General features: G+C 69.0%; 8 protein-coding genes. 4 read left to right on the top strand and 4 right to left on the bottom strand.

The genetic code is table 11. From position 1 onward, the window contains the following. Positions 1-325: hypothetical protein (locus B2284_RS13460; protein ID WP_286697637.1), on the top strand; the 325-nt coding region annotated here is incomplete at its 5' end. 45 nt (positions 326-370) lie between these two features. Here B2284_RS13460 and B2284_RS13455 read toward each other — a convergent pair. Together B2284_RS13455 and B2284_RS13450 are read right to left on the bottom strand one after the other, a co-directional pair. Continuing rightward, entirely contained in the window at positions 371-820 is a 450-nt protein-coding gene (locus tag B2284_RS13455) for a GNAT family N-acetyltransferase (protein ID WP_136788618.1), read from the bottom strand. Positions 821-1,128: 308 nt separating this feature from the next. Further along, positions 1,129-2,118, bottom strand: a complete 990-nt coding sequence (locus B2284_RS13450) for a DUF2797 domain-containing protein (RefSeq protein WP_205747128.1) — start codon at positions 2,116-2,118, stop codon at positions 1,129-1,131. Between the two features lie 154 nt (positions 2,119-2,272). Between B2284_RS13450 and B2284_RS13445 the strand changes: the two genes are divergently transcribed. Further along, positions 2,273-2,725, top strand: coding sequence for a hypothetical protein (locus tag B2284_RS13445; RefSeq protein ID WP_205747129.1), 453 nt, complete (start codon positions 2,273-2,275; stop codon positions 2,723-2,725). A 118-nt stretch (positions 2,726-2,843) separates the two neighbouring features. Beyond that, the gene (locus B2284_RS13440) at positions 2,844-3,536 is read left to right on the top strand and encodes a Pr6Pr family membrane protein (RefSeq protein WP_136788619.1); all 693 of its coding nucleotides are present in this window, start codon (positions 2,844-2,846) and stop codon (positions 3,534-3,536) included. 89 nt (positions 3,537-3,625) lie between these two features. Here B2284_RS13440 and B2284_RS13435 read toward each other — a convergent pair whose 3' ends face one another. Continuing rightward, on the bottom strand, positions 3,626-5,020 hold the full coding sequence (locus B2284_RS13435) for a purine-cytosine permease family protein (protein ID WP_205747130.1): 1,395 nt from the start codon (positions 5,018-5,020) through the stop codon (positions 3,626-3,628). 147 nt (positions 5,021-5,167) lie between these two features. Here B2284_RS13435 and B2284_RS13430 point away from each other — a divergent pair, with 147 nt between their 5' ends. Continuing rightward, positions 5,168-6,184 carry a CaiB/BaiF CoA transferase family protein gene (locus B2284_RS13430; RefSeq protein ID WP_136788620.1) on the top strand — a complete coding sequence of 339 codons (1,017 nt, stop codon included), beginning with the start codon at positions 5,168-5,170 and terminating at the stop codon, positions 6,182-6,184. A 79-nt stretch (positions 6,185-6,263) separates the two neighbouring features. Here B2284_RS13430 and B2284_RS13425 read toward each other — a convergent pair. Then, positions 6,264-6,699: hypothetical protein (locus tag B2284_RS13425; RefSeq protein WP_286697636.1), on the bottom strand; the 436-nt coding region annotated here is incomplete at its 5' end.

The following is a 6,699-nucleotide window of genomic DNA, read 5'->3' as shown; positions in this document are numbered from 1 at the left end:
CGTGCTGCGCCTCGTGACGTCGCTCGTCCTGCGCTGGCCGCAAGGCATCAACGCGCCGAACAAGGAGTACTGGCTGCAGACGCCGCAACGGCTGCGACACTTCGAACGGCTGGCTCGCGAGGACCTCATGCTCATCGGTGCTCTGACGACGCTGCTGTTCGCCGCGATCAGCGTGATGACGGGTGTCGCCGCGCATCGTGAAGGCGGGGAGCTGCCCGGGGTGTTCTTCTCGGTCATCATGATCGCGTTCATGGCAGGCATTCTGGGCCTCGTCGTGCGGATGCTGCTCGGCAGGCGCTATCAGCCGTCGGACGAGGCGGTGTGACCAGCAGTTGAGGACAGGCGGGGCTGCGTCGCGTCGACGGGTGCGTCAGGTTGATGAGTTGTCCGACGGCTGAGGACGCCGACGCTCAAGACGCATCCCGACGCTGCGGGGCGCAGTCTCGACGAAGCCGAGGCTCTCGTACAACGGCCGGCCCGGCGCGTCGGCCATGAGCGTCACATAGGCATCGGGCGGCGCGTCGTGTTCGATGCGCGCGAGCAACCGAGTGAGGATCGCCCGCCCGAGGCCCTGACGCTGATGCTCCGGCGAGGTGGCCATGTCGGCGACCATGAAGTACCACCCGCCGTCACCGATGACGCGGCCCATCGCGACGACGTCGCCGCTCGCGCGATGACGAACCGTCACCCATGCCCACGAGTTCGTCAGGGCCGGCGCGCCCTGCTCGGCGGTGCGGGGTGTGAGGCCGCTGATTCGTCGCAGCTCGAGGTAGGTCTCGAGATCCGGTGCGGAATCGAGCAGTTCGTAGTCGGTGTTCACGGGGCCTCCTGGTGGTGGGACGAAGTGGGAGAGAGGGCGGCGATAGAAGGTCGACGGGAGCGCGGGGAAGCGTGAGCCACGGTGCGTGAGGCCCGATCGCGATGCACGATCTCGTCGGCCCGTATGCACCTGCGTGCAAGTGCACCCGGGTGCACGTGCACGCAGGTGCATACGGGCGCATGGGGGCTGCCTCGTGGTGACGGCGATGTTGCTCATGGCAGGAGAACAGAGCCTGGGCGAGGTGTGCGACGCGCCCTGAGGCGTACGTGAGCCCTGCGACCGCGCATCTGTCAGCCCCCGGCACCCTGTCAGAACAGACTGTGCTGCGCGACGGATTCCGGCGAGCGAGCCGCGTCGTCGAACGTGACGCGGCGCCCGCCCAGTGCGTCGAGGTCGGTGAGCATGAGCGAATCGGCCGCTCCTTCCGCCGCATCCCCGGCCACGCCTTCGGCTTCGGCTTCGGCTTCAGCGTTGACCTGAACCAGCGCGACCGATCCGACGAGGCTGACGGGCGTCAGGCAGTGGGATCCGTCGGTGACGGGGTGGGCGTAGACGGGGTGGATGCCACGGCCGGCGACGAAGAACGCCGCGTGCAGCGCCGGGGGTTGCCACGCCTCGTGGGGCATCGAGCGCGCGCAGAGGCCGCGCGTTCGCAGGTGCGCCTCGACGGCGGCGACGCAGTCGGCGTGCACGACATCGAGCGCCGTTTCGGGCAACGCCCGGGTGAGAGCGGCGGCCTTGCTCGTCTTGTGACGCGCCTGGGGCACACCGACGTGCTCGGTGACGGCGTCCTCGAGAACTCGAACGGCGAGCCCGTCGTCCGTGCGTGCGACGTACGTGGCCCGCACCGCGCCCTGCTCGTCGAGACGAACTCGCTTGCGCGCATCGGACGCCGTACCGACCTTGTGCGCGCCGTCCGCGAACGTCGCGATGTAGAGCCAGTGAGGTTGCGCCAGGTAGCGACCGAGCGCCTCCGGTACATGGCCACCGCGATGCGCGTGGTGCATGAAGCGCGACTCGTCGCGACTCGCGCACCGCTCGCACTGACGGCCCGTGGTGGCGAGACGCGCGCCGTCGCAGGGCTCATGACGGCCGCCGCTCGACCCCGTGGCGATGAACACGCCGGTGCAGAATCGCCCCGTCGGGTCGACGTGGAACGCGAGACGTTCACCGACCAGGTTCAGCGTTCGTCGCTCGGTCTCGCGGGGGCTCGCGATGACGAGATGCGGCTCCCCACCCGTCCAGGAGACGGAGTGGGCGAGGAACGGCGTGTCGCGAGGAATGCTGGGGCGAGGCATGGCTCCATCCGATCATGACGGGGTAGATGGCAGCACTCGGGCTCGGACTGTCCGTACGCCGCGCGGCGCCCGTTGAAGGCCGCCCGTCGGGTCGCGTCACTTGGACCCCGCCAGATGGACCCAGTCCGTTGGAGGCCGCAGGCTGCACGTCTGAGTGGCCACTGGCCGCGTCGCCGCGCTCGTCATGGGGCAGGTCGACATGCGCCCCGAGTGGGTCGAGCCGGTCGCCGTCGCCTCGTACTACCACGACGCGGCGATCTGGTTCGAGCACACGTGGGACTACCTGCCCGACTCGGAAAGCCTTGCGGCGCAGGAGCTCTCGCGAACCGGCCACGAGGGTGACGCCGCGCTCGTCACCGCGATGATCGACGAGCACCACCGCGTCCGGCCGGCGCGCAACCCGCACCCCCTCGTCGAGGCGATGCGACGTGCCGACGCGACGGACGTCTACCGTCTGCCGCTTCCGCCGCACGTCAGCCGTGACGACTACCGCGCCATGCTGGAGCGGTTTCCCGACAACGGCATGCACCTCATGCTCGGGCGCGGGTTCGTCATGGGGCTGAAGGAGCGCAAGCGTCTCAACCCGATGCCGATGGTCAAGCTCTGAGCTGTTCACGCTGGTCTAATCCCCGACGGGCGCAACCTGCTTCGCCGAGCCCCGGGGCCTGACGGCGGTCGCCCGGGCCCCGCGCATCTCGATCGCGGACCTGTGGCACCCTGATCCGATGACGCTTCGACCCGGCGCCCGTGCGGCGTTCGCCTTCAACGCTGCGCTCGCCTGGATCGGGTTCGTCCTCGTCTGCGTGCTGCCGGCGACCGATCAGTACGCGCACGTGACGCCCGCTCCGCACGAGTACGGCGTGCATCCCGGCGGTTTCGCAGGAGCGATCTCGCGGTTGTTCGACACGCTCAGCTACTTCACGGTCTGGTCGAACGTCATCGTCGCGATCAGTTGCACCCTCGTCGCGGTGGCGCCCCACGCCGACACGCGGTGGCGGCGCGTCGTCCGCCTCGACGCGCTCATCATGATCACCGTGACGGCCATCGTCTACGCGCTGCTGCTCGCGCCGGGGTCGCACCCGACCGGTTGGGATCTCGTGACGAACCCGTGGCAGCACATCGCCGTGCCGCTCGTCACCGTCATCGTGTGGCTCGTCTGGGGCCCGCGCGGCCGCATCGATCGGCGCACCGTCGCGTCATGCTTCGCCATCCCCGGCGTGTGGATCGTCTACATGCTCGTGCGCGGCGCCGTCGTCGACGCCTACCCGTACCCATTCGTCAACGTGCACGCGCACGGGTACGGCTCGGTGGCCGTGACGCTCGTCGTCATCCTGCTGTTCGGCCTCGTGCTGGCGCTCGCGTTCTGGGGCATCGACCGTCTGCTGACACGTCGCGCGTCCATCCGCTCTCGGCCTTGAGGTCCGAAACGCCGCACTGCAGGGTTTCGGCCCTCAATGTCCGGAACGCTCACGCGGCGCGGACGGGAGCAGCGCCCAGGCGGTGGCGTTCAACGGGACACGCCCTGGGCCGTCGTGTTCGCCTCAGCGCCACGTCGCGTCACCCCGTTGACGACAGCCGTCAGCACGACCGCGGTGAGGAACGACGTCAGGCTCGCGCTCATCCAGCTCGGTGCCGTGAAGTGCAGGGTGCCCGCGACGTCGTGCCACATCCGTGACCACCAGCCGAGTTCGCCCGGGGAGATGAGCTGGTACATCACGAACCCGGCGAACCACGGCAGCAGCATGAGCGGTCGGCCCGGGGCGTCGACCGACGTGTTCCAGCGCCGACGCCCGCCGAACGCGTAGTAGTCGACGAGGAACACCCCGAGCAGGGGCGCGAAAACCGAGCCGATGAGGGAGAGGAACGTCGCGAAACCGTAGATGTCGATGCTCCACGCGAGCACCATCGAGATGATGCCGAGCGCCGTCGAGATGAGGCGACGATCGACGCGCGGCAGCATGTTCTGCGCCGACACGGTCGGCGAGTACACGTCGACGAAGCACGCGTCGATCTCGCGCAGCGTCAGCACCCAGAAACACAGTGTCCCGCCGGTGATGCCGAGGAAGATCGAGAACACCTTGTCACCGTCACCACCGGCAATGACGAGCGCCACCATGCCGATGCAGTACACCGCGATCTGCGTGACGCTGTACCCGACGTAGCTGCCGATGACGGCGGCGCGGTGCGATGTCGAGTGGCGCGCGTAGTCGCCCGCGACGGGCACCCACGACACGCACAGCCCGATGATCGCGTCGACGGCGATCATCCAGCCGTCCCAGCCGTGGCCGTGGTAGGCGGGCAGGTCACGCGTCGCCAATTGCGTTGCGAGATAGACGAGCACGACGATGACGGCCACCGTCACGTACTTGCGCAGCACCTTGACCCAGTGCAACGGGTAGATCGCGAGCGTGATCGTCACGAGCCCGATGACGCCGATGACGGGCCAGCTCGGCACGTCCCAGAGCGTCTTGACGGCGAACGCCGTCGTCACCATCTCGAACGTTCCCCAGCCGACGAGCTGCACCATGTTGAGCACGCTCGGCACGTACGACAGACGCCCACCGAACAGGCCGCGCAGCATCACCATCGACGGCTGCCCCTGCTGCGACGACGCGAGCGCCATCGCCGAGACGCCGGCTGTGCCGACGAGCGTCCCGACGACGAGTGCGCTGAGCGCCGCGCCGACGTCCATGCCCGGCGCGCCCATCGGCTGCAGGACGACGAGCGCGCCCGCGAACGCGAGCAGGCTCATGCCGAGGTTCGCCCACATGCCGAGCTGGTCGAGCAGGCCGAGGTTGCGCGGCGCGTGACCCTCGTCGAGGGTGCGGGGGACGTCGTGGGTGTCGAGCAGGTCGGGGGCGTCCTGCGCAGGGGAGGGCGACGTGGGGGAAGCGGTGCTCACGGGCTGAGTGTCTCCTCGAATCGTGGGACGGGAACATTCCGACCCGATGGAACCTTAGAGGCCGATCGCATCGAGTGGTCGCCGAACTGCGCGTGCGCCTCCTGCGGCGCGCGATGATGGCGTCACCAGCGAAGGTCAGGAGAAGCCATGAAACCCCTCGAGGCAGTGACGGTCGTCGAACTCGCGAGCCTGGCGCCCGCACCGTTCGGCTGCATGATGCTCGCCGATCTCGGCGCTCACGTGACCCGCGTCGAACGTCCAGGTTCGGGTGCGCTCGACGTTCCGACGGCGGCGCTCGATCGGGGCAAGACGACGATCGTGGCTGACCTCAAGACGCCTGACGGACTCGCCGCCGTCCGCGAACTCGCCTCAGCGGCAGACGTTTTCGTCGAGGCCTACCGTCCCGGAGTCGCCGAGCGCCTCGGCGTTGGCCCCGACGACCTGCTCGCTCTCAACCCGCGACTCGTCTACGTGCGCATGACGGGGTGGGGTCAGCACGGCCCGCTCGCGCAGACGGCGGGGCACGACATCAACTACCTCGCGTTGTCGGGGATGCTGTACCCGCTCGCGCGACCCGGTGAGCGTCCGAATCCGCCGACGAACGTGCTCGCCGACTTCGCCGGTGGTGGCATGCTGCTTGCCAATGGCGTCCTCGCGGCCCTCGTCGCACGGGCGACGACGGGTCGGGGGCAGGTGCTCGACGTCGCGATGGTCGACGGCGCGTCGCTGTACTCGACGTTCCTGCGCGGCCTGCACGCCGTGGGGTTGTGGGGCGGCGAACCCGGCACGAACCTGCTCGACGGCGGCGCACCGTTCTACGACACGTACACGTGTGCGGACGGCCGGCACGTCGCCGTCGGAGCGCTCGAACCACAGTTCTTCGCGGCCCTCGTCGACGGGCTCGGCCTCGACGCCGCGACGATGCCCGCGCAGACCGACGTCACGGGATGGTCGCGCTGGCGTGAGGTGCTGACGGCGACGTTCGCGACGAAGACGCGTGACGAGTGGGCGCAGCTCTTCGACGGCACCGACGCGTGCGTCACGCCCGTCCTCACACCCTGGGAAGCACCGCATCACCCGCATGCCGTGGGGCGCGAGGCCTTCGTCGACGTCGACGGCGTGACGATGCCCGCTCCCGCGCCGCGGTTCTGTGGAAGCGACTGAGGGTGCCGGCATCCGAAGACACGGGACCCCGCCGCACCAGGTACGCCGGTGCAGCGGGGTCTCGCGTGGACGGGGGAGGTCAGCCTTCGTTCTGCTTCGACTCGTCCGTCGTCTCGTCGATCTTGATGCCCTGCTGCTGCGAGCCGGACATGATCTGTGACAGCGCCGTGTTGGCGGCCATGATCGAGGCGAAGTTGCCCGAGGTGAGGTCGCCCTTCATGTTCTTGACGCTCTCGACGGCGGTGCCGAGCGGCTGCGCGATCGTCTTGCACAGCGTCGGGTTGGCCTGGGCGTTCTTGACGGCGTTGTCGAGCAGCTTGAGGTCGAGTGCGGCGGTCGCGCCACCCTTGATCAGGGCCTTCGTGCGGCCGTCGGCGCCCTTCTGGAACGTGCCGGCCTTGTAGGGCTTCCACAGGTAGCGGTGGAATGTACCGGCCGTCAGGCCGATGTCCGTCGCGAAGCGCGTCTTGGCGAACTTGCGCGTGTTCTCGGTCGGGCAGTCGATCGGCTTGGCG

This window comes from Dermacoccus sp. UBA1591, from assembly GCF_002322065.1.
Taxonomy (GTDB): domain Bacteria; phylum Actinomycetota; class Actinomycetes; order Actinomycetales; family Dermatophilaceae; genus Dermacoccus; species Dermacoccus nishinomiyaensis.
The sequence above is the reverse complement of the archived record's forward strand: the minus strand, read 5'-3'. Positions and strand labels throughout refer to the sequence as shown.

Bases quoted from the DNA above. Each gene is read 5' to 3' on its own strand.
- B2284_RS13450 (WP_205747128.1), bottom strand. From the start codon at position 2,118: ATGCCTCGCCCCAGCATTCCTCGCGACACGCCGTTCCTCGCCCACTCC.
- B2284_RS13440 (WP_136788619.1), top strand. From the start codon at position 2,844: ATGACGCTTCGACCCGGCGCCCGTGCGGCGTTCGCCTTCAACGCTGCG.
- B2284_RS13430 (WP_136788620.1), top strand. From the start codon at position 5,168: ATGAAACCCCTCGAGGCAGTGACGGTCGTCGAACTCGCGAGCCTGGCG.